Annotated in this window: 25 protein-coding genes; 24 read left to right on the forward strand and 1 reads right to left on the reverse strand. The window is 68.2% G+C overall.

Going from position 1 to position 25,742, the window contains the following annotated elements; translation table 11 throughout:
- The first annotated feature begins 73 nt into the window (after window positions 1-73).
- The 23 genes from U4Z31_RS04120 (at window position 74) to U4Z31_RS04230 (ending at window position 24,562) form a co-directional block, all read left to right on the forward strand.
- Window positions 74-310: a FitA-like ribbon-helix-helix domain-containing protein gene (locus U4Z31_RS04120; RefSeq protein WP_014899176.1), complete on the forward strand. Its 237-nt coding sequence runs from the start codon at window positions 74-76 to the stop codon at window positions 308-310.
- On the forward strand, window positions 297-713 hold the full coding sequence (locus tag U4Z31_RS04125; protein ID WP_193759899.1) for a type II toxin-antitoxin system VapC family toxin: 417 nt from the start codon (window positions 297-299) through the stop codon (window positions 711-713). The genes U4Z31_RS04120 and U4Z31_RS04125 overlap by 14 nt, the downstream gene beginning before the upstream one ends.
- 249 nt (window positions 714-962) lie before the next feature.
- The gene (locus tag U4Z31_RS04130; protein WP_044845676.1) at window positions 963-1,859 is read left to right on the forward strand and encodes a VOC family protein; all 897 of its coding nucleotides are present in this window, start codon (window positions 963-965) and stop codon (window positions 1,857-1,859) included.
- A 9-nt stretch (window positions 1,860-1,868) separates the two neighbouring features.
- Window positions 1,869-2,762 (forward strand): CoA transferase subunit A, encoded by an 894-nt coding sequence (locus tag U4Z31_RS04135; RefSeq protein WP_044845675.1) that lies wholly within the window; start codon window positions 1,869-1,871, stop codon window positions 2,760-2,762.
- A gap of 10 nt (window positions 2,763-2,772) precedes the next feature.
- Complete coding sequence (locus tag U4Z31_RS04140) at window positions 2,773-3,570, forward strand: ketoacid CoA transferase (RefSeq protein ID WP_321809511.1); 798 nt, start codon at window positions 2,773-2,775, stop codon at window positions 3,568-3,570.
- An 8-nt stretch (window positions 3,571-3,578) separates the two neighbouring features.
- Window positions 3,579-4,505: an enoyl-CoA hydratase gene (locus tag U4Z31_RS04145; protein ID WP_321809512.1), complete on the forward strand. Its 927-nt coding sequence runs from the start codon at window positions 3,579-3,581 to the stop codon at window positions 4,503-4,505.
- On the forward strand, window positions 4,502-5,590 hold the full coding sequence (locus tag U4Z31_RS04150; RefSeq protein WP_044845672.1) for an NAD(P)H-dependent flavin oxidoreductase: 1,089 nt from the start codon (window positions 4,502-4,504) through the stop codon (window positions 5,588-5,590). The genes U4Z31_RS04145 and U4Z31_RS04150 overlap by 4 nt, the downstream gene beginning before the upstream one ends.
- Window positions 5,591-5,615: 25 nt before the next feature.
- Complete coding sequence (locus U4Z31_RS04155) at window positions 5,616-6,425, forward strand: enoyl-CoA hydratase family protein (protein ID WP_044845671.1); 810 nt, start codon at window positions 5,616-5,618, stop codon at window positions 6,423-6,425.
- Complete coding sequence (locus U4Z31_RS04160) at window positions 6,422-7,591, forward strand: acyl-CoA dehydrogenase family protein (RefSeq protein WP_044845670.1); 1,170 nt, start codon at window positions 6,422-6,424, stop codon at window positions 7,589-7,591. The genes U4Z31_RS04155 and U4Z31_RS04160 overlap by 4 nt, the downstream gene beginning before the upstream one ends.
- Window positions 7,592-7,626: 35 nt before the next feature.
- Window positions 7,627-8,697 (forward strand): acyl-CoA dehydrogenase family protein, encoded by a 1,071-nt coding sequence (locus U4Z31_RS04165; protein ID WP_044845669.1) that lies wholly within the window; start codon window positions 7,627-7,629, stop codon window positions 8,695-8,697.
- A complete protein-coding gene (locus U4Z31_RS04170) occupies window positions 8,694-9,845 on the forward strand; it encodes an acetyl-CoA C-acetyltransferase (RefSeq protein ID WP_044845668.1) in 1,152 nt (383 codons plus the stop codon). The genes U4Z31_RS04165 and U4Z31_RS04170 overlap by 4 nt, the downstream gene beginning before the upstream one ends.
- A gap of 41 nt (window positions 9,846-9,886) precedes the next feature.
- A complete protein-coding gene (locus tag U4Z31_RS04175) occupies window positions 9,887-10,765 on the forward strand; it encodes an SDR family oxidoreductase (protein ID WP_321809513.1) in 879 nt (292 codons plus the stop codon).
- A gap of 2 nt (window positions 10,766-10,767) precedes the next feature.
- The gene (locus U4Z31_RS04180; RefSeq protein WP_321809514.1) at window positions 10,768-12,012 is read left to right on the forward strand and encodes an acyl-CoA dehydrogenase family protein; all 1,245 of its coding nucleotides are present in this window, start codon (window positions 10,768-10,770) and stop codon (window positions 12,010-12,012) included.
- Window positions 12,009-13,208, forward strand: coding sequence for an acyl-CoA dehydrogenase family protein (locus tag U4Z31_RS04185; RefSeq protein ID WP_321809515.1), 1,200 nt, complete (start codon window positions 12,009-12,011; stop codon window positions 13,206-13,208). Before U4Z31_RS04180 ends, U4Z31_RS04185 begins: the two co-directional genes overlap by 4 nt.
- Complete coding sequence (locus tag U4Z31_RS04190) at window positions 13,205-14,005, forward strand: SDR family oxidoreductase (protein ID WP_321809516.1); 801 nt, start codon at window positions 13,205-13,207, stop codon at window positions 14,003-14,005. Before U4Z31_RS04185 ends, U4Z31_RS04190 begins: the two co-directional genes overlap by 4 nt.
- Window positions 14,005-14,490, forward strand: coding sequence for a MaoC family dehydratase (locus U4Z31_RS04195; protein WP_321809596.1), 486 nt, complete (start codon window positions 14,005-14,007; stop codon window positions 14,488-14,490). Before U4Z31_RS04190 ends, U4Z31_RS04195 begins: the two co-directional genes overlap by 1 nt.
- Window positions 14,491-14,512: 22 nt before the next feature.
- Entirely contained in the window at window positions 14,513-15,718 is a 1,206-nt protein-coding gene (locus tag U4Z31_RS04200; RefSeq protein ID WP_321809517.1) for an acetyl-CoA C-acyltransferase, read from the forward strand.
- 168 nt (window positions 15,719-15,886) lie between these two features.
- Window positions 15,887-16,846 (forward strand): WD40/YVTN/BNR-like repeat-containing protein, encoded by a 960-nt coding sequence (locus tag U4Z31_RS04205; RefSeq protein WP_044845662.1) that lies wholly within the window; start codon window positions 15,887-15,889, stop codon window positions 16,844-16,846.
- A 74-nt stretch (window positions 16,847-16,920) separates the two neighbouring features.
- A complete protein-coding gene (locus U4Z31_RS04210; RefSeq protein WP_321809518.1) occupies window positions 16,921-19,398 on the forward strand; it encodes an efflux RND transporter permease subunit in 2,478 nt (825 codons plus the stop codon).
- A 77-nt stretch (window positions 19,399-19,475) separates the two neighbouring features.
- Window positions 19,476-20,555, forward strand: coding sequence for a Rieske 2Fe-2S domain-containing protein (locus tag U4Z31_RS04215; RefSeq protein ID WP_321809519.1), 1,080 nt, complete (start codon window positions 19,476-19,478; stop codon window positions 20,553-20,555).
- Window positions 20,556-20,868: 313 nt separating this feature from the next.
- Window positions 20,869-21,072, forward strand: coding sequence for a cold-shock protein (locus U4Z31_RS04220; protein ID WP_006751843.1), 204 nt, complete (start codon window positions 20,869-20,871; stop codon window positions 21,070-21,072).
- A 461-nt stretch (window positions 21,073-21,533) separates the two neighbouring features.
- Window positions 21,534-21,797 (forward strand): translation initiation factor IF-1, encoded by a 264-nt coding sequence (gene infA, locus U4Z31_RS04225; RefSeq protein ID WP_011355053.1) that lies wholly within the window; start codon window positions 21,534-21,536, stop codon window positions 21,795-21,797.
- Between the two features lie 692 nt (window positions 21,798-22,489).
- Entirely contained in the window at window positions 22,490-24,562 is a 2,073-nt protein-coding gene (locus U4Z31_RS04230) for a Na/Pi symporter (RefSeq protein WP_321809520.1), read from the forward strand.
- Window positions 24,563-24,691: 129 nt separating this feature from the next.
- Here U4Z31_RS04230 and U4Z31_RS04235 read toward each other — a convergent pair whose 3' ends face one another.
- Entirely contained in the window at window positions 24,692-24,910 is a 219-nt protein-coding gene (locus tag U4Z31_RS04235; protein WP_415750263.1) for a hypothetical protein, read from the reverse strand.
- A 547-nt stretch (window positions 24,911-25,457) separates the two neighbouring features.
- Between U4Z31_RS04235 and U4Z31_RS04240 the strand changes: the two genes are divergently transcribed.
- Window positions 25,458-25,691, forward strand: coding sequence for a hypothetical protein (locus tag U4Z31_RS04240; protein WP_321809521.1), 234 nt, complete (start codon window positions 25,458-25,460; stop codon window positions 25,689-25,691).
- The last annotated feature ends 51 nt before the right edge of the window (window positions 25,692-25,742 follow it).

Below are 25,742 nucleotides of genomic sequence, written 5' to 3' on the forward strand. Positions count from 1 at the left end.
ACGACGATGATAGCAATGCTTGCAATTCACCGCGTTGGCGCTATCATTGATAGCAATCTGGATGGAGGGACTCATGGCAAATCTTCTGGTGCGTAACGTGGATGACAGTATCGTTCAGAGCCTTCGAGAGCAGGCTGCGGCGAACGGCAGGAGTGCCGAGGCCGAACATCGGGCCATTCTGGCCGATGCGCTCGGCCGGCCGAAGCGAAGGACATTCGCGCAAGTGCTGATGAGCATGCCGGACGTCGGCGAAGACGCGGATTTCCAACGTGTTCAGGATTCCGGCGAGGTCAGGCGTGTTTTTGATTGATACGAACGTCATCAGCGAGATCAGGAAGGGCAAGCGAACCAACCGCGGCGTGCGCGCGTTCTTCAGGCAGGCCGAGGCCGACGCGAGCCCGCTTTACCTGTCGATCGTCACGGTGGCCGAACTTCGGCGCGGCGTCGATCTGATCCGCCATCGCGGCGATCATCCGCAGGCGTCGGCGCTCGAGGCATGGATGGCGACGATTCTGTCCGGCTATGCGTCGAACATCCTGCCGGTCGATCTCGAGACCAGCCAGATGTGGGGCCATTTGCGTGTGCCCGACCCGGCCCACGCACTCGACAAGCTGATCGCGGCCACCGCGCTGATCAACGATCTCACGGTCGTCACGCGCAATGTCGACGATTTCGCCCGCACCGGCGTCCGGCTGCTGAACCCGTTCGAGTGAGCCGGGTTGCCGCGTCGCGGCAATCCGCCATCGCTTCCCGCCTTCTTCCCTCGCGCGTTCTCCGTCGCGCATCGCCCGCTTGCAACCCGTATCGCCGGGCTTTAGCGCGCGTCCGATTCCCGGTCCTCTCCCGGCCGGCGTCGTCCTAAAAGACCCGTCCGCTCTCGTCCCAACAGACGATGTGACGCCATCCCCGACCGGCCAGAATCCTTTCACGAACAATGGATTCTGAACCTGGAGGAGGCCGACATGATCGATGTCCGTGCGCTCGGCTACGTCGTCGTCGAGGCGACCCGCGTCGATGCGTGGCGCCGCTACGCGGAAGACGTGCTGGGCATGCAGGTGCTCGACGCGCCCGACGGCGCGCTGTACCTGAAGATGGACGAGCGCGATTTCCGCTACGTGATCGTCCCCGGTGCGACCGATCGCTATTTCGCGTCGGGCTGGGAACTGCCCGACGGCGCCGCGTTCGACGCCGCGCTGACGGCACTGCGGCAGGCGGGTGTCGAGGCCGTGCGCGCCACGCGCGACGAAGCCGCGCTGCGCCGCGTGCAGGCGATGGCGTGGTGCACCGACCCGTCCGGCAACCGCCACGAGTTGTACTGGGGCGCGCGCTGCGACTTCCGCCGCTTTGTGTCGCCGCTGGGCGTCGCGCGCTTCGTCACCGGCGACATGGGGCTCGGTCACGCGGTGCTGCCCGCGCCGCAGTTCGACGCGACCGACGCGTTCGTGCGCGGCGTGCTCGGCTTCGAGCTGTCCGACATCTACCGCGTGAAGTTCACGCCGGACCCCGCCGAACCCGAGAAGCGCATTCACTTCATGCACTGCCGCAACGCGCGCCATCACAGCCTCGCGCTGTTCGAGATGGCGGTGCCGTCGGGCTGTGTGCACGTGATGGCCGAAGTCGACTCGATGGACGAAGTCGGCCGCGCGCTCGATCGGGTCGCCGCGCACGACGTGAAGATGTCGGCGACGCTCGGCCGCCACTGCAACGACCAGATGATCTCGTTCTACATGAAGACCCCCGGCGGCTTCGATCTCGAATACGGCTTCGGCGGCCTCACGGTCGACTGGTCGAAGCACGCGGTGTTCGAGGCCACCAAGGTGAGCCAGTGGGGCCACGATTTCAGCATCGGATACCGGTAAGCCAGCACGATGACGATGAAACCTCTCGACAAGACGATGTCCGCGCGCGATGTGGTCGCGCAACTCGCCGACGGCATGACGATCGGCATCGGCGGATGGGGACCGCGGCGCAAGCCGATGGCACTGGTGCGCGAGATCGCGCGCTCGAACCTGAAGGACCTGACGATCGTCGCGTACGGCGGCGCCGACATCGGCCTGCTGTGCGCGGCCGGCAAGGTGCGCAAGGCGGTGTTCGGCTTCGTGTCGCTCGACGTGATTCCGCTCGAGCCGCATTTCCGCCGGGCCCGCGAACAGGGCCGCGTCGACGTGCTGGAACTCGATGAAGGGATGCTGCAGCTTGGCCTGCGCGCGGCCGCCGCGCGCCTGCCGTTCCTGCCGACGCGCGCCGGTCTCGGCACCGCGCTGCTCGATCACGCGCCGCAGCTGCGCACGGTGCAATCGCCGTACGACGACGGCGAAACGCTGCTCGCGATGCCGGCGATCGAGCTCGACGTCGCGCTGCTGCACGTGAACGCGGCCGACCGGATGGGCAACACGCGCATCGACGGTCCCGATCCGTTCTTCGATGCGTGGATGGCGCGCGCCGCGCAGCGCTGCTACGTTTCGGCGGAAACGGTCGACGTGTCGCTCGCGAGCGACGACCTCGACGCCGCGCGCCGCAATCCGTTCGAGCGCTCGCTCGTCACCGGCGTCGTGCACGCGCCGGGCGGCGCGCACCCGACGTCGTGCGGGCCGGACTACGGCTGGGACCTGCCGCACCTGCGCGCGTATTGCGCCAGCGCGGAAGACGACGCGAAAACGGCGGCGTACCTGCGCGACGTGGTCGGCCAGGACGAGCGCCAGTACCTCGAAGGCGTCGGCGGGCTGTCGCACGTGACGACGCTGCCGTTGCCGATTCTGTAAAGGAGCGCCTGTGAGCGAATCTCTCGACCATTCCCTCGCGGAACTGATGATCGTCGCGTCCGCGCGACTCTGGCGCGACGACGGCGAAGTGCTGGCGACCGGCATCGGCACGGGCCCGCGGCTCGCGGCCGGCCTCGCGCGGCTCGCGTACAACAGCGGGCTGATGCTGACCGACGGCGAAGCGTATCTCGTCGAGGCGCCGATCCCGCTCGGGCCGCGTCCCGACGGCTATCGCGTGCAGGCGAGCGGCTGGATGACCTACGAGCGCGTGTTCGACTGCCTGTGGCACGGCCGCCGCCACGCGCTGGTGATGCCGACGCAGATCGACCGTTTCGGCCAGGCCAACATCTCGTGGCTCGGCGACGACTACACGCGTCCGAAGACGCAGCTGCTCGGCGCGCGCGGCTTTCCCGGCAACTCGACGAACCACGCGAACTCGTTTTTCGTGAGCGGCCACGGCAAGCGCACGTTCGTCAATGGCGAAGTCGACATGGTCTGCACGGTCGGCTACAACCCGGCGCGCCGGCTGCCCGGCATGAAGACCTTCGTCGACCTGCGCAGCATCGTCACCGACCTGTGCGTGATGGATTTCGGCGGGCCCGACCACGCGATCCGCGTGCGTTCGCTGCATCCGGGCGTGAGCTTCGACGAAGTGCAGGACGCGACCGGCTTCCCGCTGATCGCCGCGCCCGACCTCGGCACGACGGCCGCGCCGAATGCGGAAGACCTGCGCGTCGTGCGTGCGCTCGACCCTCACAACCTGCGCGCGACGATCGTGCGCAACAATCCGGCGCCGCGCCGCGGATGAGGCCCGACATGCAAGCGACCCAGATGACGTTCGGCGACGGTGTCGTCGACTACGCGGTCGAGGACGGCATCGCGACGATCACGATGAACCGTCCCGAGTATCACAACGCGCAGAACTCGAAGATGACGTATGCGCTCGACGCGGCGTTCCGGCGCGCGGCGCACGACGACGCGGTGAAGGCGATCGTGCTCGCGGGCGCCGGCAAGCATTTCTCGGCGGGCCACGACATCGGCACGCCGGGCCGCGACATCCACGAGTCGTTCGACCGCGCGTCGCTGTGGTACGACCACGTCGACAAGGAAGGCGGCGAATTCCTCTATGCGCGCGAACAGGAGGTGTACCTCGGGATGTGCCGGCGCTGGCGCGACCTGCCGAAGCCGACCATCGCGATGGTGCAGGGCGCGTGCATCGCGGGCGGGCTGATGCTCGCATGGGTGTGCGACCTGATCGTCGCGTCGGAGGATGCGTTTTTCGCGGATCCGGTCGTGCGGATGGGGATTCCCGGCGTCGAATATTTCGCGCATGCGTACGAGCTGAACCCGCGCATCGCGAAGGAGTTCCTGTTCCTCGGCGAGCGGATGCCGGCCGAGCGCGCGTATCAGATGGGCATGGTCAACCGCGTGGTGCCGCGCGAGCGGCTGCGCGATGCAACCTACGCGATCGCCGCGAAGATCGCGACGATGCCGCGCCTCGGCCTCACGCTGACCAAGCAGGCGCTGAACCACGTCGAGGAACTGCAGGGCAAGCGCGCGGCGATGGATGCGGCATTCGCATGGCATCACTTCGCGCATGCGCACAACGAGCTCGTCAGTGGCGACCGCCTCGGCGGTTACGACGCCCGCAAGATGGCCAGCTCGCAGCGCAAGCCCGAACCGGCCGACGGCGAAGCGCAGGCCGATGCGGCACCGGCCGCCGTCAACGGAGCCGCCGCATGAGCACGACGTTGCATACGCCGCTGTGCGACCTGCTCGGCTGCCGCTACCCGATCGTGCAGACCGCGATGGGCTGGGTGGCCGACGCGCGGCTCGTTGCGGCGACCGCCAACGCGGGCGGCTTCGGCTTCCTCGCCGGCGCGACGCTCGAACCCGGGCAGGTCGAGGCCGAGATCCTGAAGGTGAAGTCGCTGACCGACAAGCCGTTCGGCATCAATTTCCACATGTTCCAGAAGAACGCCGCACAGGTGGTCGATCTCGCGATCAAGCACCAGCTGCGTGCGGTCAGTTACGGCCGCGGGCCGGACGCGAAGACGATCCGACGCTTCAAGGACGCCGGCATCGTCTGCATGCCGACCGTCGGCGCGCCGAAGCACGCGTCGAAGGCGGTCGAGCTCGGCGCGGACATCGTGACGGTGCAGGGCGCGGAAGGCGGCGGCCACACGGGCTCGGTGCCGACCACGCTGCTGCTGCCGAAGGTGCTCGACGCGGTGCGGGTGCCGGTCGTCGCGGCCGGCGGATTCTTCGACGGCCGCGGGCTGGCGGCCGCGCTCGCGTATGGCGCAGCCGGCATCGCGATGGGCACGCGTTTCCTGATGAGCGCCGAATCGCCGGTGCCGCGCGAAACGCTCGACCGCTACGTCGCGGTCGGCGACCCGGCGCGCATCCGCGTGTCGGACGCGCTCGACGGGCTGCCGCAACGCATGATCGACAACCCGTACCTGCTGAAGCTCGAACGCTTCGGCCCGCTGCGCCGTACGTGGTTCGCGCTGAAGACGGCCGAAGCGTGGCGCCGCCAGAACGGCCTGAGCACGGGCGACATGCTCGGCCTCGCGATCAAGGCGCTGCGCTCGCACGACTACACGGCGAGCCAGACGCTGATGGCCGCGAACGCGCCGTTCCTGATCCAGCGCGCGATCGTCGAGGGGCGGCCGGACGAAGGCGTGCTGCCGAGCGGCCAGGCGGCCGCGATGATCGGCGCGATCGAATCGTGCGACGCGCTGATCGCGCGGATCGTCGCGGAAGCCGGCGAGCGGCTCGACGCGCTGGCCGCATTGCGCGGCGCGACCGCGGCACAGGCTGCGTAAAAAACATCACAGGGAGGCTTTGGAGATGACTGCATCCAATCAACCGGGCGGCGCGACGCCGTTCCGGATCGAGCGCGCCGACGGCATCGCCGAACTGGTGATCGCCCATCCGCCCGTGAACGCGCTCGATGCGCAGGGCTGGCATGCGCTCGCGCGCGCGCTCGACGCGCTCGGCGAGGACGACGACGTGCGAGTGATCGTCGTGCGTGGCGAAGGCCGCGGCTTCTGCGCGGGCGTCGACATCAAGGAGCTGGCCGCGCATCCGGAGCGGATCGTGTCGGTCAACGCGGGCAACTACGAGACGTTCCGCGCGGTGCACCGCAACCCGAAGCCGGTGATCGCGGCCGTGCACGGTTTCGTGCTCGGCGGCGGGATCGGCATCTGCGGCGCGGCGGACATCGTCGTCGCGGCCGACTGCGCGCGCTTCGGCGTGCCGGAGATCGACCGTGGCGCGATGGGCGGCGGCGCGCATCTGCAACGACTGTTCGGCGTGCAGAAGGTCCGCGCGATGTACTTCACCGGCGACATGATCGACGCAGCCGAAGCGTACCGGCTCGGCGCGGTCGAGCAGGTCGTGACGCGCGACGCGTTGCGCGACGCGGCGCTCGCGATAGCGCGCAAGATCGCGGAGAAAAGCCCAGCGATGGTGCGGCTCGCGAAGGAGGCGCTGAACGGCGTCGAGGACGGCGATCTCGAGGACAAATACCGCTGGGAGCAGGGCTTCACGCTGCAGGCCTACATGACGAACGACTCGACGGAGGCGCGCGCCGCATTCGTCGAGAAGCGCGACGCACGGTTCGACGCGCAGGCAGGCGTCGAGGAGGCACGCGCATGAACCTGACCTATACGCCGCAACAGCAGGCGTTCCGCGCGGAAATCCGCGCATGGCTCGCCGCGCACGTGCCGCGCGAGCGGCTGCCGAGCTTCGATACCGAGGAAGGCTTCGCCGCGCACCGCGAATGGGAGCGCACGCTGCACTCGGGCCGCTGGAGCATGGTCACGTGGCCGCGCGAGTTGGGCGGGCGCGGCTGCGACCTGATCGAGTGGCTGATTTTCGAAGAAGAGTACTGGCGCGCCGACGCACCGATGCGCGTGAACCAGAACGGCATCTTCCTGCTCGGCCCGACGCTGATGGACTTCGGCACCGACGCGCAGAAGGCGCGCTTCCTGCCCGCGATGGCGGCCGGCGAGCACGTGTGGGCGCAGGGTTGGTCGGAGCCGAACGCGGGTTCGGACATGGCTGCGATCCGCACGACGGCGATCCGCATCGGCGACGAATACGTGCTCAACGGCCAGAAAATCTGGTCGACCCGCGCGGTGTGGGCCGACTGGCTGTTCGGCCTGTTCCGCAGCGATCCCGAATCGTCGCGTCACCACGGGCTCACGTTCCTGATGGTGCCGCTGTCCGCGCCGGGCATCACGGTGCGGCCGATCCGCCAGCTGAACGGGCAGACGGGCTTCGCGGAGATTTTCTTCGACGACGTGCGCGTGCCGGTCGAGAACCGCCTCGCGGCCGAAGGCGCGGGCTGGCAGGTCGCGATGGCGACGGCCGGCTTCGAGCGCGGGCTGATGCTGCGTTCGCCCGCGCGGTTCCAGCGCACCGCGCAAGCGTTGCGCGACCTGTATCTCGCGCACCGCGACAGCGCGGATCGCGACCCGACGCTGCGCGAACGCGTGGTCGCCGCGTGGATGGACGCGCAGGCGTACGCACTGTCGACCTATGCGACCGCAAGCCGGCTGCTGAAGGGCGGCCACATCGGCGCGGAGTCGAGCACCAACAAGGTGTTCTGGTCGGAGCTGGACCTGAGGATGCACCAGACCGCACTCGACATTCTCGGCGCGCACGGCGAGGTCGTCCCGCAGACGGCCGCGCAGCACGCGACGCTCGGCCACTGGCTCGACGGCTTTCTGTTCGCGCAGGCCGGCCCGATCTACGCGGGCACCAACGAGATCCAGCGCAACATCGTCGCCGAACGGATGCTCGGCATGCCGCGTGCGTGAGCGCGCCGGCGATTCCCTCACTGAACGGACATCGTATGGATTTCGTATTCGATGAAGACCAGGAAGCGCTCGCGGACAGCGTGAAGCGCCTGCTGATGACCGAGATGACCCCGGAGCTGATCCGCGAGCTGTGGGCCACGCCGACCGGCCGCTCCGACGCGCTGTGGTCGCTGTTCGCGTCGCAGGGGCTGACCGCCGTGTCGGTGCCCGAAGCGCACGGCGGCCTCGGCCTGACCGAAGCGGAATGGGCGCTGCTCGCGCAGACCTACGGCTATTTCGGCAGCCCGGAGCCGCTGCTCGACACGGCGCTGGTATCGGCCGGCGTGCTCGCGCGGCTGCCCGCCAGCGGCTGGCGCGACGCGCTGCTGCGCGACATCGCCGAAGGGCGCGCGCGTGTCGCGTTCGTGCATCCGGTGAACCCGTATGCGGCCGACGTGCACGTCGCGCAGGCGCTGCTCTGCGAGCACCGCGGAGAGCTGCACCGCGTCGATCCCGCGCAGTGCGCGTGGCGCGCGGTCGACAGCGTCGACCCGTCGCGGCGCCTGTTCACGCTCGACTGGGAACCGTCGGCGGCCACGCGCATCGCGGGCGCCGACGAAGCCGCGCCGCTGCTCGACCGCGCGCTCGACCACGGCGCGTTCGCGGTGGCCGCGCAATTGCTCGGCCTCACGCAACGCGTGCTCGACGTCGCGATCGACTACAGCGCGCAGCGCAAGCAGTTCGGCAAGGCGATCGGTTCGTACCAGGCGCTCAAGCACCTGCTCGCCGACGTCGCGATCCGCTACGAGTTCGCGCGGCCGGTGGTCGCGCGCGCGGCTCAAGCGATCGCCGACGATCACCCGCAGCGCGCGGTGCTGGTGTCGCACGCGAAGCTCGCGGCGAGCGCCGCCGCGCAGCTGGCCGCGCGCCACACGATGCAGGTTCACGGCGCGATCGGCTACACGTGGGAGCTCGACCTGCAGATCTTCATGAAGCGGATCTGGGCGCTCTCCGGCAGCTGGGGCGACACCGCGTTCCACAAGGCCCGCGTGGCCGACGCGATCCTCGGCGACGCATTGCCGATCGGCCCCGCGCAGACCTTCGACTTCGAGGAGACCAATCAATGAAACAAGCCTATATCGTCGACGCGCTGCGCACGCCGACCGGCCGCCGCAAGGGCGGGCTCGCACACGTGCACGCGGCGGACCTCGGCGGCTTCGTGCTGAAGACGCTCGTCGAACGCAACGCGATTCCGGCCGACGAATACGACGACGTGGTGTTCGGCTGCGTCGACACGATCGGCCCGCTCGCGGGCAACATCGCGCGCACCTGCTGGCTCGCGGCCGGGTTGCCGCTGCAGGTGCCGGGCGTGACGGTCGATCGCCAGTGCGGCTCGTCGCAGCAGGCCGTGCACTTCGCCGCGCAGGCCGTGATGAGCGGTGTGCAGGACGTGGTGGTTGCGGGCGGCGTGCAGACGATGACGCAGATCCCGATCTCGTCCGCGATGACGAGCGCGGTGTCGCTGGGTTTCAACGACCCGTTCTCGGGCAGCACCGGCTGGCGCGCGCGTTTCGGCGACGCGCCGGTGTCGCAGTTCGTCGCCGCGCAAAGGATCGCCGATCACTGGAACCTGTCGCGCGACGCGATGGAACGCTATGCGCTGGAGAGCCATCGCCGTGCGGTGGCGGCGATCGAGGCCGGCCATTTCAAGCGGGAAATCGTGCCGCTCGAAGGCGTGCAGCACGATGAAACGCCGCGCCCCGACACGTCGCTCGACAAGATGGCGACGCTCGAACCGCTGATGCCGGGCGGCTCGCTGACGGCCGCCGTCGCGAGCCAGACCTGCGATGCGGCCGCGGCGCTCTTGATCGTGTCGGAAGATGCCTTGAAGCGCTACGGGCTCACGCCGCGCGCGCGCATTCATCACCTGAGCGTGCTCGGCGACGATCCGCTGTGGATGCTCACCGCGCCGATCCCGGCGACCAAGGCCGCGCTGAAGAAGAGCGGGCTCGACTGGGCGCAGATCGACGTCGTCGAGATGAACGAGGCGTTCGCGTCGGTCGCGCAGGCCTGGCTTGCCGACACGCGCTTCCCGCACGAGAAGACCAACCCGAACGGCGGCGGCATCGCGCTCGGCCATCCGCTCGGCGCGACCGGCGCGCGGCTGATGACGACGCTGCTGCACGAACTGGAACGCACCGGCGGACGTTACGGAATGCAGACGATGTGTGAAGGCGGTGGTCTCGCGAACGTCACGATCATCGAGCGCCTGTGAGCGCGTCACTTTCACGATCTCTCGATCCAGGAGGCACCAGCATGGGAATCTGTAACGGACGCACCGTCATCATCACCGGCGCCGGCGGCGGGCTCGGGCGCGAATACGCGCTCGCGTTCGCGGCCGAGGGCGCGGCGGTCGTCGTCAACGACATCCGGCACGAGGCCGCACAGGCCGTGTGCGACGAGATCGCACGACGCTGCGGCCGCGCGCTCGCGAATTCGGACGACATCACCAGGATCGACACCGCGCAGCGGATCGTCGACGCCGCACGTGAAGCATTCGGCGACGTGCACGTGCTGGTCAACAACGCAGGCATCTGCCGCGACAAGATGTTCACCAGCATGACCGAAACCGACTGGGACGACGTGATGCGCGTACACCTGCGCGGCCACTTCTGCCTGTCGAGCGTGCTGGCGCGTGTATGGCGCGACGCCGCGAAGGCCGGCCATCCGGTCGACGCGCGCATCGTCAACACGAGCTCCGGCGCCGGGCTGCAAGGCTCGATCGGCCAGTCGAACTACGGCGCGGCGAAGGCCGGCATCGCCGCGCTCACGCTGATGCAGGCGGTCGAGCTGCAGCGCTACGGCGTGCGCGTGAACGCGCTCGCGCCGGCCGCGCGCACGTCGATGACCGAAGGCGTGTTCGCCGACATGATGAAGAAGCCGGAGGACGGCGGCTTCGACTATTTCGATCCGGCCAACGTCGCGCCGCTCGTCGTGTGGCTCGGCAGCGCGCTGTCGGCCGACGTGACCGGCCAGGTGTTCGAGGTCGCGGGCGGGATGATCGCGGTGGCCGAAGGCTGGCGCACCGGCCCGAGCGTCGATCGCGGCGCGCGCTGGGCGCCGGCCGAGGTCGGCCCGGCGGTCGCGCGGCTGCTCGCCGATGCGCGGCCCGCGCAGCGCGTGTACGGGAGCTGACGATGGATCTGGCGCTCACCGACGAACAGGCGATGATCCGCGACGCGGCAGCCGACGTGCTCGCCGAGCGCAGCGCGTCGGCCGACGTGCGCCGCGCGATCGAGCAAGCGGCCGGCCGCGACGACGCGCTGTGGGCCGCGCTCGCGGGCGAACTCGGCTGGAACGCGCTGGCGCTGCCGGAGGCGGCGGGCGGGATGGGGCTCGGCGCGGTCGAACAGACGCTGTTGATGGAGCAGCTTGGGCGGCGCGTCGCGTGCGTGCCGTATTTTTCGACCGCGTGCCTGGCGGCCACCGCGCTGGCCGGCTGCGATACGCCGGGCGCGACCGGCTGGCTCGCGAAGCTGGCCGAAGGCGCGTGCAGCGCGACGCTGGCATTGCCGCTCGAGCTTCCGGCCGGCGCGGGTCAACTGCCGGTCGTCGCGGAAGAAGCGGCGGGGGGTTACGCGCTGTCCGGAACGATCGAGCAGGTGATCGACGGTGCGCGCGCCGACCTGCTGATGATCCCGGCACGGATCGCGAACGAAGGGCAGGCGATCGGGGTGTTCGCGATCGACGTCGCGAAGGTGTCGGGCCTGTGCGTCACGCCGCTCGACACGCTCGACGCGACGCGGCCGATCGCGCGCGTCGTGCTCGACGAGGCCCGGGTGAGCCGCGACGCGTTGTTCGCGAGCGGCGGCGCTGCCGCGAAGTTGCTCGAACGCACCGCATGGTTCGCAGCGCTCGCGCTGGCCGCCGAACAACTCGGTGGCGCACAGCAATGCCTCGATCTCACGCTCGACTACACCGGCCAGCGCGTGCAATTCGGCCGCGCGATCGCGTCGTTCCAGGCCGTCAAGCACCGCTGCGCGCAGATGATGGTGCTGATCGAATCCGCGCGCTCGGCCGTGCTCGGCGCCGCCCACGCGTGGGACGCGGAAGCCGGCAGCGGCACGCCCGGCGCTGCGCTGCGCGCCGACGTCGCGGCCGCAAAAGCCGCCGCCAACGATGCGTATGCGTTCTGCGCACAGGAAGCGATCCAGCTGCACGGCGGCGTCGGCTTCACGTGGGAATACGACCCGCATCTTTATTTCAAGCGCGCGCAGGCGTCGGGCGCGCAGTTCGGCAGCACGCCGCAACTGCTCGAATGGATCGCCAGCCAGGCGATCGACGGCGGCGCGTCGCAGCACGACGCGGTGCTCGCGTCGTCGTCGCCGTCGGCTTCGATCGCCACGCGTCCGTCCGCCGCGCGCACCGGAGCCCTTCAATGAACAGCGAAACGCGCGAACAGCAATTGCGGCACGAAGTCGCCGACTGGGTGCAGTCGCACCTGACCGGCGAATTCGCGTGCCTGAAATACCGCGGCGGCCCCGGCGACGAGGAAGCGTTTCCCGAACTGCGCAAGGCGTGGGAACGGGAACTCGCGCAGGGCGGCTGGACCGGCCTCGGCTGGCCGACCGACGCGGGCGGCCGCGGCTTTTCGGTCGCCGAGCAGGTGATCTTCCACGAGGAATACGCGCGCGCCGGCGGCCCCGGCCGGATGGGCCATATCGGCGAAGGGCTGCTCGGGCCGACGCTCGTCGCGTGCGGCACCGACGACCAGCGCGCGCGCTTCCTGCCCGGCATTCTCGCCGGCACGCAGTTCTGGTGCCAGGGTTACTCGGAGCCGGGCGCGGGTTCGGACCTCGCGAACGTGCGCACACGCGCCGAGCAGGACGCCGACGGTACCTGGCGCGTGCACGGCCAGAAGGTGTGGACGTCGCTCGCGCACGACTCCGACTGGATCTTCGTGCTCGCGCGCACCGATCCGGCGTCGAAGGGCAACAAGGGGCTGTCGTTCCTGCTGATGCCGCTCGACCAGCCGGGCATCGAGATTCGCCCGATCAAACAGCTCAACGGCGGCGCCGAATTCAACGAAGTGTTCTTCGACGGTGCGCGCGCGGAAGCTCGCGATCTCGTCGGCGCGCCGGGCGACGGCTGGCGGATCGCGATGACGCTGCTCGGCTTCGAGCGCGGCATGTCGACGCTCGGCCAGCAGATGCAGTTCGTCCGCGAACTCGACTGGGTGATCGACGCCGCGCGCGAATCGGGCGCGGATCGCGACCCGGTGCTGCGCCAGCGGATCGGCCGCGCATTGGCCGGCCTGCGCGTGATGCGCTACAACGCGCTGCGGATGCTGTCGGGCGCGGACGACGCGAACGTCGCCACCGCGCCGCTGCGCCGCGAGGCGCTGATCTACAAGTATTTCTGGTCGAACTGGCACCGTGACCTCGGCCAGCTCGCGATGGATGCGCTCGGGCCGCGCGCGAACGTGATCGATCCGGCCGACGAGAAGCTCACCCATCTGCAGCGCGTGTTCCTGTTCTCCCGTGCGGACACGATCTACGCCGGCACCAACGAAATCCAGCTGAACATCATGGCCGAGCGCGGGCTCGGCATGCCCAGGGAACCGCGAGGAAACGCATGACCGAACCCCAGATCCAGAAAGCGCCGGCGTACGTGCCGGGCCACCAGCTGCTCGCCGGCAAATCGGTGCTGATCACGGCCGCCGCCGGCGCCGGCATCGGTTTCGCGGCCGCGCGCCGCTGCGCGGAGGAAGGCTGTCGCGCGCTGTTCATCTCCGACATCCACGAGAAGCGCCTCGAACAGGCCGTGGAGACGCTGCGCGCCGAAACCGGGCTGCAGCAGGTGTACGGCCGCCTGTGCAACGTCGCGGTGGAAGACGACGTGCAGGCGCTCGTCGCGGAAGCCCGGGACAAGCTCGACGGCGTCGACGTACTGATCAACAACGCCGGGCTCGGCGGCGCGAAACGCATCGTCGAAATGGACGATGCCGAATGGTCGCGGGTGATCGACATTAGCCTGACCGGGACGTTCCGGATGACGCGCGCGATGCTGCCGCACATGCAGGCCCGCGGCCGCGGCGCGATCGTCAACAACGCATCGGTGCTCGGCTGGCGTGCGCAGGCGGAACAGGCGCACTACGCGGCGGCGAAGGCGGGCGTGATGGCGCTCACGCGCTGCGCGGCGCTCGAGGCGTCGCCTTACGGCGTGCGCATCAACGCGGTCGCGCCGAGCATCGCGATGCACGATTTTCTGAAGAAGTCGGCCCCGGCCGACTTGCTGAATCAACTGGCGTCGCGCGAAGCCTTCGGGCGCGCCGCCGAAGTCTGGGAGGTCGCGAACGTGATGGTGTTCCTTGCAAGCGATTACGCGTCGTACATGACGGGCGAAGTGCTGTCGGTCAGCAGCCAGCACGCATGATGAGCGCGACCCTCGACTCCGTGCGCGCGACGCCCCGCGTGTTCGCGCATCCCGGCGAACTCGCGGCGGCCGTCGGCGACACGCTCGGCGCGAGCGCGTGGCTCGCGATCGACCAGCTCCGCATCGACGGCTTCGCCGACGCCACGGGCGACCACCAGTGGGTACACGTCGACCCGGTGCGAGCGAAGGACGGCCCGTTTGGCGCGTGCATCGCGCACGGCTACCTGACGCTGTCGCTCGTCAATTATTTTCTGCCGCAGATCGTGCGCATCGACGGCGCGCGACTCGGCGTCAACTACGGCTGCGACAAGATCCGCTTCCCGGCGCCGGTGAAGGTCGGCGCGCGCGTGCGCGGCGTCGGCGAGCTGCTGCGCGTCGAGCCGCTCGACGGCGGCGTGCAGGCGTGGGTCCGCGTGACCGTCGAGATCGAAGGCGAGGCCAAGCCCGGCTGCGTCGCCGACACGATCAGCCGCTACTACTTCTAGTTTCGATTCAGAGAGCCAGCTCATGGAAGACGCAGTCATCGTTTCCGTCGCACGCACGCCGATCGGCAAGGCGTTTCGCGGCATGTTCAACGACACCGAGGCGCCCGCGCTGGGCGGCCACGTCGTGCGCGCGGCGCTCGAACGCGCGGGCGTCGCGCCGGCCGACGTCGACGACGTGCTGATCGGCTGCGCCGCGCAGCAGGGCACGCAGGGTTACAACATCGGCCGCCTGTCGGCCGCGGCGGCCGGCTTGCCGGCGTCGGTGCCCGGGATGTCGATCGACCGCATGTGCTCGTCGGGCCTGATGTCGATCGCGAGCGCCGCGCGCAGCATCGGCGCGGGCGATGCGCGGATCGTCGTCGCGGGCGGCGTCGAATCGATCTCGCTCACGCAGAACAAGCACAAGAACGGCTACCGCGCGCGTTCGCAGGCCGTGCTCGACCATCAGCCTGCCGCGTACATGGCGATGATGGAAACGGCCGAGATCGTGTCGCGCCGTTACGGCATCTCGCGTGCCGCGCAGGACGAATTCGCGCTGCAGAGCCACCAGCGCACGGCCGACGCGCAGGCGGCCGGCCGCTTCGACGCGGAAATCGCGCCGCTCGACGTGCGGCGCGCGCTGTTCGACAAGGAAGGCAACCCGACCGGCCACGAAGCCGTCCGCGCGGCGCGCGACGAGGGCGTGCGCGCCGACACGACGGCCGAACGGCTCGCGGGGCTCAAGCCGTCGTGGAGCGGCGGCAAGGTCGTCGAGCAGGGCGAGTTCGTGACGGCCGGCAACGCGTCGCAGCTGTCGGACGGCGCGGCGGCGGTCGTCGTGATGTCGCGGGCCGAGGCGGAGCGTCGCGGACTGACGCCGCTCGGCACGTTCCGCGGGCTGGCCGTGGCCGGCTGCGAGCCGGACGAGATGGGCATCGGCCCGGTGTTCGCGATTCCGAAGCTGCTGGAACGTTTCGGGATGACCGTGCGCGACGTCGGGCTGTGGGAGCTGAACGAGGCGTTCGCGTGCCAGGCGCTGTATTGCCGCGACACGCTCGGCATCCCCGACGAGCGGCTGAACGTCGACGGCGGCGCGATCGCGCTCGGCCACCCGTTCGGGATGTCGGGCACGCGGATGACGATGCACGCGCTGCTCGAAGGCGCGCGCCGCGGCGTGCGGCATGCGGTCGTGACGATGTGCATCGGCGGCGGGATGGGTGCCGCCGCGCTGTTCGAGGTCGGCGCGTAACGACGCTCGAGCAAGGCTCACCGGCAGCCGAGCCGGCAGCCCGGTTCGGCTGCCATCCATTCGGGACCATTCGAGGCCGCGGCAACGACCGACGGCCCGGAGACTTGCAGCGGCAGGGCGAGCGCGTCGGCGCGGGCCCGGGCCGCTCGCAGAGAAGGAGACAAACCGATGAAACGTACTTTGCCAGGACTCGCGATGTCGGCGCTTGTGCTCGGCGCCGCGCTGTTCGCGTTCTCGCCGCGCCCGCTGCCGGCGTTCCCGGTCACCGCGATCCATGCGGACCGCCTGCAGATCAACGGGCTCGCCCGCGCCGGCACGCGCATCGTCGCGGTCGGCGAGCGCGGCGTGATCCTGTTGAGCGACGATGCGGGCGGCCGCTGGCGGCCGGCGTCGGTCACGCCGGACCAGGGATCGACGCTCACGCAGGTGAGCTTCGTCACGCCGACGCTCGGCATCGCCGTCGGCCACGACGGCCGGATCCTGCGCAGCGACGACGCGGGTGTGCACTGGCGCGAAGTTCATGGCGACAACGCGCATTCCGATCCGCTGCTGTCCGTGTGGGGAACCGCGAACGGCCCGCTGTTCGCGGCCGGCAGTTTCGGCCAGCTGCTGCGCTCGGACGATGCCGGGCTCACGTGGCAGCCGCTCAAGACGCCGGCGGGCGACCGCCACCTGAACGCGATCGTCGGCGACGGCCACGGCGACCTGCTGATCGCCGGCGAGAGCGGCACGCTGCTGCGCTCGACCGACAACGGCGCGAGCTGGGACAAGGTGCCGTCGCCGTACCAAGGCTCGCTGTTCGGCGCGCTGATGCTCGCGAACGGCGACTGGGTCGCATACGGCATGCGCGGCAACGTGTTGCGCAGCACCGATCGCGGCGCGACCTGGACGCACGTCGACAGCCACGTGCCGGTGTCGTATTTCGGCGCGACCCAGCTTGCCGATGGCGAACTCGTGCTGGTCGGGCAGGGCGGCGCGATCGTCGGGTCGCGCGACGGCGGCCTGACCTTCGACGTGCGCAAGCTCGGCGGCGTGCAGAGCCTCGCGGCCGTGCTCGACATGGGCCGCGGCGCGCTGCTGCTCGGCGGCGAGGCCGGCGTCGCGCCGCTCGCTGCGTCGCCGTCCTGATGCGCGGCGGCGGTGCCTGCCGCCGCCCGCATCGTCCGCATCGCCTGTTCCGTCCGTTCCGACACGAGAAATCCATGAACGACCTGTCACGCTCCACCGAAGCCGTTCCCGCGTCGCGCCTCGCCGCGTTCGTCGAGCGCTGCGCCGACACGATCATCCGGCAGCGCCGGCTGCTGATGCTGCTGTGCGTCGCGGTGACGCTCGCGCTCGGCCTGTCCGCGACGCGCCTGAAGCTCGATCCGGGCTTCAACAAGATGATCCCGATGCAGCACCCGTACATGCAGGTGTTCGAGCGCTACGCGGGCGCGTTCCCCGGCGCGAACACGATCCTCGTGAGCCTGCGCTGGAAGGGCGACGGCGACATCTACAACCAGACGTTCATGGATGCGCTGCGCCACGCGACCGACGACGTGTTCTTCATCCCCGGCGTGAACCGCTCGCGCGTGTTCTCGTTGTTCACGCCGAACGTGCACTACACCGAGGTGACGGAAGCCGGTTTTCGCGGCGACGTGGTCGTGCCCGGCCAGTTCTCGAGCGCGAACCCGGACGACCTCGCGAAGGTGCGCCGCAACGTCGCGCGCTCCGGGCAGATCGGCCGCCTGGTCGGCAACGACCTGAAGTCGGCGCTGATCCGCGCGGAGTTGCGCGAGACCGATCCGGCCACCGGCAAGCGGCTCGACTACAGCGCGGTGGCGCGCCAGCTCGAGGAAATCCGCGCGCGCTACGCGAAGCAGGGCATCGACGTGAACATCATCGGCTTCGCGAAGCTGGTCGGCGACGTCGAGGCCGGGATCGCCGGCGTGATGGCGTTCTTCGCGCTCGCGTTCCTCGTGACGGCCGCGTTGCTGTTCGCCTATACGCACTCGCTGAAGACGACCGTGCTCGCGCTCGTCGTCGCGCTGCTGCCGGTCGTCTGGCTGCTCGGCGCGCTGCCGCTGCTCGGGCTCGGCATCGATCCGATGTCGATCCTCGTGCCGTTCCTGATCTTCTCGATCGGCGTGTCGCACGCGGTGCAGATGACCAATGCGTGGAAGCAGGCGCTGGTGCGCGGCGCATCGTCGGCGGAGGCCGCGCGCGACGCGTTCCGCAAGCTGTTCGTGCCGGGCACGGTCGCGCTGCTGACCAACGCGCTCGGCTTCATGGTGATCATGCGGATCAAGATCGACATCGTGCGCGAGCTCGGCATCACCGCGTGCCTCGGCGTGCTGCTGATGATCGTCACCAACAAGGTGTTCCTGCCGATCCTGCTGTCGTACACGCGCCTCGAGCGCGGCACGCTCGAGCGGGCGCAGCGCACCGCGGCGGCCGGCGGCAGCCCGATGTGGTCGCGCTTCGCGCTGTTCGCGCGGCCGGCGCCGGCGCTCGGCGTGTTCGCCGTGGCGCTCGCGCTGCTCGCGTACGGCACGCTCGAGTCGCGCAGGCTCGAGATCGGCGACATCGGCACCGGCGCGCCGGAGCTGCGCGCGAACTCGCGCTACAACGTCGACAACGCGGCGATCACGCACCAGTACAACATCGGCGTCGACGTGCTGTCGGTGATCGTCGAGACGACCGGTTTCGACGACGCCTGCCTGCATTACCCGGTGATGAGCGCGATCGAGAAGTTCGAGATGAACATGCGCGGCGTGGCCGGCGTGCAGTCGGTGACGAGCGTCGCGTCGCAGGGCAAGGTGTTCATCGCCGCGTTCAACGAAGGCAATCCGCGCTGGGCCGCGCTGCCGCGCTCCAGCGACGGGCTCACGCAGGGTTCCAACGCGTTCGACCCCGACAACGGGATGAACACCGCGAACTGCAAGGCGATCCAGGTGCTGATCTACACGAAGAACCACGAAGGCACGACCATCGCGCACATCGTCGACGAGATCAAGCGCTACGCGGCCGAGAACCCGACGCCGAACGTCGCGTTCCGGCTCGCGGGCGGCAACGTCGGCGTGATGGCCGCGACCAACGAGGCGGTCGGCGACGCGGAGGTCGCGATGCTGCTGTCGATCTTCGGTGCGATCGCGCTGCTGTGCGCGGTCACGTTCCGCTCGTGGCGCGCGGTGCTGTGCATCATCGTGCCGCTCACGCTGGTGTCGATCCTGTGCAACGCGGTGATGGCGCGGCTCGGCATCGGGCTGAAGGTCGCGACGCTGCCGGTGATCACGCTCGGTGTCGGCGTCGGCGTCGACTACGGGATCTACCTGTACGAACGCCTGCAGCACGACCTGCGCCACGGCGCGACGCTGCCCGACGCATTCGCCGACGCGATGCGCCAGCGCGGCACCGCGGCGCTGTTCACGGCCGTCACGATGTTCATCGGCGTCGGCACGTGGGCGTTCTCCGCGCTGAAGTTCCAGGTCGACATGGGCGTGCTGCTCGCGTTCATGTTCCTCGTGAACCTGTTCGGCGCGGTGTTCCTGCTGCCCGCGCTGGCCGCGTGGCTCGGCGTCGAGCGTGCCGAGCGCCGCGTGGCGCAACAGCCGCAGCCGTCCGCGTCGTCTGCGTCGTCTGCGCCGGCACCCGCGCGCGAACCGACGCGCGCGCTCGAACCCGGCAATCCGGTGCGCTGAACGACGCAATCCCCGAACCCCCATTACCCCGGTGCGCGGCGGGCCGCCGCGCGTTCCCCAAAGAGGAGTCAACCCACATGTCCGCACGCCCTTACAAGATCGAAGCCCAGCCGCTCGCGCAGCGCTATGCGCGCGGCTGGCACTGCCTCGGCCTCGCCCGCGACTACAAGGACGGCAAGCCGCACACGCTGAACATCTTCGGCCGCAAGCTCGCCGCGTTCGCCGATTCGACCGGCAGGATCAACGTCGTCGACGCATACTGCCCGCACATGGGCGCCGACCTGAGCCTCGGCACGGTCGAAGGTGACAACCTCGTCTGCCCGTTCCACGGCTGGGCGTGGAACGGCGCAGGGCAGTGCGCGTCGATCCCGTACTGCAAGCGGATTCCGCCGAAGGCGCGCATCGGCGCGTGGCCGACCTGCGAGGAGAACAACCTGCTGTTCGTGTGGAACGACCCGGAAGGCAATGCGCCGCCGCCGGAAGTCGCGATTCCGCGCCTCGACGTGTGCTTCTCCGACGAATGGTCGAACTGGGTCGTCGACAAGATGGTGATCAACGCGAACTGCCGCGAGCTGGTCGACAACATCTCGGACGTCGCGCACTTCGCGACCGTGCACCATGCGCCGATCGACTATTTCGCGAACCTGTTCGAGGATCACAAGGCGACGCAGCTGATGGTCGGACGCAGCGAGAAGCTCGGCGGCGACAGCCTGACCGCGCTGTCGACGTATTTCGGGCCGGCCGTGCACATCACGCAGATGACGGGGCAGAGCGGCGGGCAGCCGATCCATTCGGTGCTGCTGAACTGCCACGTGCCGATCGACATGAACAGTTTCGAGCTGCGCTACGGCGTGATCGTGAAGAAGGTGGCCGGCCTGAGCGACGCGCAGAACCTGGAGATCGCGAATGCGTACGTGAAGGAAGCGCAGCGCGCGTTCTACGAGGACGTCGACATCTGGCACAGCAAGACGCGGATCGACAACCCGCTGCTGTGCGAAGGCGACGGGCCGCTGTACCAGATGCGCGACTGGTATTCGCAGTTCTATCTGGACGCGGCCGACGTGCGGCCGTCGAGCGTCGCACGCAAGACGTTCGAGATGAAGATCCGCGACGGCGAGACGCCGCCGGCGCTGCATCACGTGTTCGAACCGCAGTAACGCAATAGCGCAGTCACGGCGCGGCGTGGCGAGCGGCGAGTGGCGGGAAAAATGGGGGGCGTATCGCTACGCCTCCCGATTGCCGCAAACGCCCGCCGGACAAGGCGGCGCATGCTGCCGCGCGCACGCGTCGCATCGAAAGGACTTGACGGATCGGCTTGCACCGCGTAGTGTCCGAGACCGAAGTCTTCAAGAAGCTCGATTGCTCATCATTGGCCGCACGGCGTGCGGCAGTCGTTGGTCTCTCCCTCTTTGATTCTTTCTGTGCCCGTCACGGGCGCATGTTCATTTCATTCGTATTAAGGAAGTATTTGTGGATACCGGTACCGTCAAGTGGTTCAACGAAACCAAGGGCTTTGGTTTCATCTCCCCGGACAACGGCGGCGACGATCTGTTCGCCCATTTCTCTGAAATCCGCGGCACGGGTTTCAAGACCCTGGCCGAAGGCCAGAAGGTCAGCTACGAAGTGAAGCGTGGCCCGAAGGGTCTGCAAGCGTCGAACATCACGCCGCAGTAAGCCGTATCGGCACCGGTCGCCAAGCGGCGGCCGCTGCCGGACGGATCTCGCGCGGAGGCCGGCCCGAGCCGGCGTCCAGCGCGTTCCGACGCACACGACCGATGCATCGCGGCATTCACGATGCATCGGTCGTGTGCTTCCCTCATCCATCGCACGTCCGTACGACGTGCGATCCAACGCCCTCGCGACGCGTTCGCCGTGTCGCCAGCGGCCCATGCTGCAACCCGAGTAGACCGTCGCCATGCCGCACGCGGCGCGGTCCCGACTTTGCGCGGTGCCGATCGCATCGCCGCCACTGACCGCCCGACCGCCGCAACGCGCCGGGCTCCGATTGCAAGGCGGGCCCGTCGCCCGTCTGAACGAATTGATACCCGGCATCCTGCCGGCCGCCGTCCCGTTGCGGGACACGGCGCCGGTGGCTCGCCGCGGCCGCGGTCACTCACTTGTCTGGAGGAATTGGTTTGGCAAAAGAAGAACTGCTGGAACTGGACGGAATCGTCGACGAAGTGCTGCCGGACAGCAAATACCGTGTCACGCTGGAAAACGGCGTCGTGGTCGGCGCGTATGCGTCGGGCCGCATGCGCAAGAACCACATCCGCATTCTCGCGGGTGACCGTGTGACGCTGGAACTGTCGGTGTACGACCTGACGAAGGGGCGTATCAACTTCCGTCACAAGGACGCGAATTCGCCGCGTCCGCCGCGCACCGGGCAACCGCGTCGCTAAGCAGTAGCGATCGGGCGGCGCAACGCCGTACCGATCGAAACCCGTCCGGCCCGGCCATGCGGCCGGGCACAGCGGATGGACGGCGCAGTTCGCGCCGTTCGCCGGTCTGGTTCGCGGATTCGACATCGGCGAGCCATCTCCGACGAGCGCCGGCCCAAAGCGCGCGCTCCGCTCCCATCCAGTTGTACGCATCCACGTGCCGCACCGCGCGTTTCAATTTCGAAACGTGCCGATGCGTCGGCACAGCGGCGTGCTCGGTCCGCTCGTGACGGTGACGCCACCACGTGGTCGCCGGGCGCGCGTGATGGCGGTAATCAACATGGGCCGATGCATGAGAGACGCAGGCCTGTATCAACGCTGCAACACATTCATTCGCCCAACGGGCCCATCTCCGTATTTTTCGGTTTCAACGCGCCTTGCGCACCCGACCGGCATTGGTGGCATGCCACTTGCAGCGGGGATGTGCCTGCGGGCGCATGATTTCATGGAAACCGCCGTGGGTGACCGTAACGTGGCGCACGGCGTCTTCGGGGGAAGGCCCGTCGCGTGATCTACGGTTCGGTCGTGCGTTTCTCCGTCGTGACAAGACGTATTCGAGTTCGCCTTTCCTCGCCGGCCGGCGACGGGCGTGATCGAACTTCACGACGGGAAACGTTACAAGAACAACCGGTCGGCGTCTGGGGCCCAGAGTCATGACATTCACGTTCACGCTGGTCGATCTCGCCGGCTCGATTGCGCTGGTGCTGCTCGGGACGCAGATGCTTCAGACCGGCATGCAGCGCGCGTTCGGCGCTGGCCTGCGGTCGCTGCTGGAACGGGCGCTTTTCGGGCGACTCCCTGCCTTCTTCGGCGGCATGGGCGTAACAGCGGTGCTGCAGAGCAGTACGACGACCGCGGTCATGACGAGCGAGCTCGCCGCGCAGGGGCGCGTTGGCCTTGTCCCGGCACTGGCCGTCGTGCTCGGCGCGAACGTGGGTACGACGTTGCTCGTGCAGGTGCTTTCGTTCGAAGTCGGCGCCGTGTCGCCCGCCCTGATCCTCGTTGGCGTGCTGATGTTCCGCAAGGTATCGAATACATGCGCTCATGAACTGGGGCGCACGCTCATCGGCCTGGGTCTGTTGCTGCTCGCACTGCATCATCTGCAGGAGTTGATGACGGACTACGAGGATGCACCGAATCTTCGGATGCTGCTGAGCGACGCATCCACGATACCGCTGATCGACGTCCTGCTGGCGGCCGGCCTGGCCTGGGCCGCCGATTCGAACGTCGCGATCGTGCTCCTGATCATGTCGCTGTGCGCGCAAAACGTCATTCCCCCCGATACGGCTTTCGCACTGGTGCTGGGTGCCAACCTGGGCGTGGCCATCCGCCCGGTGCTGGAGGAGACCGCGACACACGATCCTGCCTCCCGATGCGTGCCGGTCGGCATGCTGCTCATTCTGTCGGCCGGCGTGGTGATTGCGCTTGTCGCACTGACGCCGATCGGCTGCGTCATGGTCAGGATCGAACCGGACAACGGGCGGGTGGTGGCCGATTTCCATACGCTGTTCAACCTGTCGCTGGCCGGCCTGTTCCTGCCGCTGCTGGTCCCGTACGCCGACCTGCTGACCCGACTGCTTCCTTCGCTCGTGAAGGTCTCGGCCGCGTCCCGATCGCAGTACGCCGATCCGCTCGCGGAACAGGCGCCCGGGATCACGCTCGGCATGGAAGCCCGTGATGTGCTTCCCGTCGTCGACGCGGGATACGGGATACGTTCACGAGCCGGTGCCGCATCGATCGCCCGTGCCGGAGCGTCGGTCACGGAAGTCCGTACCCACGACGACGTTCTCGACAACGTCAGGATTGCGCCCCGGACACCGCTGACGCGCCCCGATGCCGGACAACTTGCCGGCTACGAGGGACGGCACCGGCATGCAGGCGACGACCGGCTACAGGAGGACACGCGGCATTGCATCGAAATCAGGAAATCCGCCGGCCATACGATCGAGCACCTTGGCGCCGACGGCAACGTGCAGACGTACTACCCGGCGAAGTCGCTGTGGCTCACCCTGCAGGACATCCAGGTCGTCAGGCGCCTGGAGCCGGCCGGCGGGACAACGCATTCGACGCTTTCGACCTATGTCCAGGGGACGGCGAGTCTGGACGACTGCTGTCTGTCGATCATGGGTGACGTGCAGAACAGCACGCGCACGATACACATCACCTTCGCGGCTCGCGAGATCGGCCAGCCTGAACGGCACGGCCTTCGCGAATTGCAGGACGAACTGGGCATCACCCATTCGGACGAACCGCTTGGCACGGCACGGCTCGGCTACAACGAGTCCGATGACGAGATGCAGGAACCGGCTCAGTGGTGGGCATGGTGCGATGTGCCGGCGAGCAGCATGCAGGCGCTTGCCGACGGCGTCGAGGCGGGGCAGGTCACAGCCGTCAAGGCCGGGCTGTGCCTGCGGGACGTCTACACGTCGATCCCGCCCGGTGCCGTGCTGACGGGGGGATTGCGCGTGTTCCTGAGGCCCGGCGAGGATGGCAACGCATTGAAGGCGGCGCCGATCGCCAGCGGATACGTCGTGTATCTCGCCATCGATCTCCCGAAGGTCAGTCTGCCGGGAGATGGCCGGTCAGCGCGGATGCCGCTGCGCACGGACGACGGGAATCCCGTCGTGGCGCTGACGGAAAGGCTCGACAAGGTGTCCACCGGCTTGAAGTGGCTCGCTGCGCTGGTCGCGATCCTGGTTGTCGTGCTTCTGAGCAAGGGGCGGTGACAACAAGGAAGCCGGGGGCTGCCGATCGCGTGGCGGCCGATTCGGTTACCGGCTCCAAATCACCGCATCAGGCGTGCGCAATGTTCGAGCGGCCGCGTCTCGCAGGAAATCTTCGACGAACGGCTCGCATCATGTCGATTGCCTCGCGTGCTGTACGCTGACTGTCGCCCCGGTCGCCCCGGTCGCCCCGGTCGCCCCGGTCGCCCCGGTCGCCCCGGTCGCCCCGGTCGCCACCGCCAGCTGCATTGCCGCGCGGGCAAACATCTCCGCGCGCAAGCCCGCCGTGCCGCCATGCACGACCGCGAACAGCGTGCCGAGCACCGCGATCCCGAACGTCGTGCCGGTCATCAGCGACCCGATCGATGAAATTCGCTCGTTTTGTCGTTCTTGGCACAATGAGGCCACTGTCTGCAATGCTGGATTTCCATGATCGAATCCGGCCGCCGCCGTACTATTTAGGGTTACGGAGGATTCTATTCGGCCGGGGATTTCGATTTAGGACTGGTACTGGCATCCAATTTGTTTCAAAGTGTAATTATCGCCTTAATCTCAAAACTAAAATAATGGGCATTTATTTTCGCGTTGACGAGTTGAGTTTGGAAAAATAGAATTTTTCGTCGATCTGGATGGTTTAGGTCTTGTCTCTGACCGCGATTCTCTTGCGTGGAACGGCTTAAATGACGATGGCGAATCATTCCGCCTTCGTGGATTTGTCTGATAAACCTTATTTGAGTTTATGGTTTTCAAGATTCGATCGAATTTTTGGATCCATTTTTAATGAATCGGTCGTGTTCACACTTTGAAACGATGGAAATAAACCAATGGATGGAAGAAAAGAGTCTCCGGCGGCAACAGCATCGAATATCTACTTCGGTCCTTCGCGTCCATATCGTTCATGGCGGACGCGACCCGCTTGTGTCGGTCGCGGACAAAGACATGGCTGCGCGATACCTTGAACGGGCTCGGGCTGACCGACGGCATCAAGCTGACGCTATTCGACGACGGGGACCATTGCTGCACGCAATACGTGACGGAAATCCGGCGTGCGGCTGCCGCCGAGTTTCTCGACGCCTACACGCAGCGAACCGCCGCGCGATGCCAGCCGGACCGTCGTTTGCCGACCGCGTAATCGGTCGTCGCATACCACCGTGCAACATTCGGTTTCTTCACTATGGAACGC

It is taken from the genome of Burkholderia sp. BCC1985 (assembly GCF_905339915.1).
GTDB lineage: Bacteria > Pseudomonadota > Gammaproteobacteria > Burkholderiales > Burkholderiaceae > Burkholderia.